Origin of the sequence: Streptomyces sp. FH025 (assembly GCF_017427025.1) — a bacterium.
In the GTDB taxonomy this organism is placed as follows: domain Bacteria; phylum Actinomycetota; class Actinomycetes; order Streptomycetales; family Streptomycetaceae; genus Kitasatospora.
The window spans coordinates 1-2,738 of sequence record NZ_JAFLNG010000880.1; the positions used below are offsets into that span (position 1 = coordinate 1).

Sequence of the window (2,738 nt, forward strand, 5' to 3'; positions counted from 1 at the left end):
CGCCACCGCGCTGGACGCCGGGGTGCTGGACCCTCAGGCCTTCACCCTCTCCACCGTCGACGCGGACGGCATGCCGGACGCCCGGGTGCTGGTGCTGCGCGACATGGACGCGGCCGGCACCGGCTGGAACTTCTCCGCCGACGCCGACAGCCCCAAGGGCCGTCAGCTCGCCGGCCACCCGGCCGCCGCGCTGACCGTCTACTGGCCGCAGCTCGGCCGCCAGGTGCGGGTCCGCGGCACCGTCGAGCGGGCCGCCGACCTGGTCGCCGCCGCCGAGTTCGCCACCCGCTCGCCCGCCGCCCGGGCCGCCGCGCTGGTCGGGTGGCAGAGCGAGCCGCTGGCCTCGCTGGCCGAGTACGACGAGGCGGTGGCGGTAGCCCGCCGCCGGCTGGAGGCCACCCCGGACATCGTCGCGCCCGGGCACGCGGTCTACACCCTGTGGGCCCACGAGGTGGAGTTCTGGCAGGGAGACGCCCAGCGCCGGCACGTCCGGCTGCGCTACACCCGCAGCGGCCCGGTCCGCAGCCCGGAGTGGTCGCGCACCCTGCTCTGGCCGTAGAGCCGTGGAGCCGTAAAGCCGTAAGCCCGTAAGCCCGTAAGCCCGTAAAGCCGTAAGCCCGTCGGAGCCGGCAGGGCCCCGACGGTCCGTCAGCGCCGCCCGGTCAGCGTGGCCCCCACGCTGGCCGCCACCACGCAGCCGATCCCGGCGAGCTGCGCCGCCCCCAGCAGCTGGCCGAGCACCACCAGCCCGACCAGCGCGCTGACCGCCGGCTCCAGGCTGACCAGCACGCTGAACACCCGCTGCGGCATCCGGCGCAGCGCGGTCATCTCCAGCGCGTACGGGAGCACCGGCAGCAGCAGCGACACCCCGGCCACCGCGGCGAGCAGCAGCACCGGGGAGGCGCCGGGCGCGGTCAGTCCGTTCCAGGCCTGGCCCAGCCCGAACGGCGCCAGGGCCAGCGCGCCGACCGTCATCGACACCGCGAGGCCCTGGAAGCCCTGGAAGGTGGCGCCGACCTTGTCGGTGAACAGGATGTACACCGAGTAGCAGGCGGCCGCGCCGAAGGCGTACAGCAGGCCGACCGGGTCGAGCGAGCCGCCGCCCTCGCCCTCGCCGAGCAGGGTCAGCAGCACCACGCCGGCCGCCGCGAGCAGCGCCCAGACCAGGTGGCTGGCGCGCCGGGCGAAGACCAGGGCGACGGCGAGCGGGCCGAGGAACTCGATGGTCGCGGCGGTGCCCATCGGCAGCCGATCGATCGCCCCGGCGAACAGGAAGGTCATCCCGGCCGAGGCCACGCCGAGCAGGGCGGCCGCGGCGAGGTCGCGCGGGCGCTTGTCGCGCAGCTTCGGCCGGGTGACGGCGAGCAGGATGACCGCGGCGAAGCCCAGCCGGAGGAAGGTCGTACCGCTGACCCCGAGCGGGCCGAACAGCGGCTTGGACAGCGCGATGCCGGTCTGCACCAGGAACATCGCGATCAGACAGAGAAGCGGCGCCGGGATCCTCGCCGGGCGCCGCAGGGCCTTGCCGAACCGGCCGCCGGGCCGGTCGGGGTGCACCCCGGGGGGCGCCGCGGAGCCGGGCTCCCCACCTCGTCGCCAGCTGCCCCGTTCGCCGGCGGGCTCGCCCTTGGGGGCGGGCGGCATGGCAAGGGCCTCGGCGACGGCGGAGGCCGAGGTGGGGGCAGCGGTTTCGCTGGTGCGGGAGGTGGGCATGCTAACGAGTTTGCCGTAAGGAGTGATAAACCAGCAAGCTCGTTACAGTGGCCGGGCGGGAAACGGGACGGATACGGACGGGTGCGTCCGAAAGGGTGGACTCGCACGGGCCTCGCGGCGTGGTGGGCGCGATCGCCCGACGGTCCGTCAGTATCAAGGCGGGGTGCGCTATCTCCGCTCCGCGGCCGTGCTCGCCGCCTCCCTCCTGCTCCTGCTGGCCACCGACGGGACGGGCGCGAGCGCCCAGGCCGCCACCCGGCGGGCCGCCGTCGCCGTCCCCCGCATCCGGACCGTCACGCTGCCCGACCGGCACGGCCCGCCCCGGATCCACGACGAGTGGTCCGGCCCCGCCTTCGACGCCTGCGACGCACCCGCGCTCGACACCCTGCTGGCCTGGCGCGCCGCCTCCCCGTACCAGGCGATCGGCATCTACGTCAGCGGCTCCCAGCGTGCCTGCGGCCAAGCCCGGCTCACCGCCCAGTGGGTCCGTCAGGTCCGCGCGATGGGCTGGCGGTTCCTGCCCGTGCACGTCGGCCTCCAGGCGCCGTGTGCCGACCTGAGCCACAAGCCCAAGCGGATCGACCCGGCCAACGCCGTCCAGCAGGGCCGCACCGAGGCCGGTGAGGCCCTGAGCTCGATGAAGGTGCTCGGCTTCGGCCAGGGCAGCCCGGTCTACCTGGACATCGAGGCCTACCCGATGAGCGACCCCGCCTGCGGCCAGGCCGTGGTCGACTTCACCCTCGGCTGGACCGAGGCCCTGCACGCGGCCGGGTACCGCTCCGGCTTCTACTCCAGCCTCGGCTCCGGCATCGCCGACCTCGCCGCCGCCGCCCGGGTCGGCAGCTCCCCGCTCCCGGACGCCCTCTGGTACGCCCGCTGGGACGACCGGGCCGACACCGACGGCTCCGGCGGCCTCTCCGCCGACCTCTGGGCGAGCCACCAGCGCGTGCACCAGTACCACGGCAACGTCGAGGAGACCTACGCCGGCGCCACCCTCGCCATCGACCGCGACCGGGTCGACGGCC

At 75.3% G+C, this 2,738-nt stretch carries 3 protein-coding genes; 2 read left to right on the forward strand and 1 reads right to left on the reverse strand.

Annotated elements, in window-relative coordinates:
• Window positions 1-559: pyridoxal 5'-phosphate synthase (locus tag J0670_RS35140; protein ID WP_207816580.1), on the forward strand; the 559-nt coding region annotated here is incomplete at its 5' end.
• Window positions 560-648: 89 nt separating this feature from the next.
• On the opposite strand, the gene J0670_RS35145 is transcribed toward J0670_RS35140, so the two are convergent.
• Window positions 649-1,713, reverse strand: coding sequence for a DMT family transporter (locus J0670_RS35145; protein ID WP_207816581.1), 1,065 nt, complete (start codon window positions 1,711-1,713; stop codon window positions 649-651).
• Window positions 1,714-1,876: 163 nt separating this feature from the next.
• Between J0670_RS35145 and J0670_RS35150 the strand changes: the two genes are divergently transcribed.
• The coding region (locus tag J0670_RS35150; protein WP_207816582.1) for a DUF1906 domain-containing protein at window positions 1,877-2,738 on the forward strand (862 nt) is incomplete at its 3' end.

Coding starts and splice junctions, on each gene's coding strand:
- J0670_RS35145 (WP_207816581.1), bottom strand. CDS start 1,713: ATGCCCACCTCCCGCACCAGCGAAACCGCTGCCCCCACCTCGGCCTCC.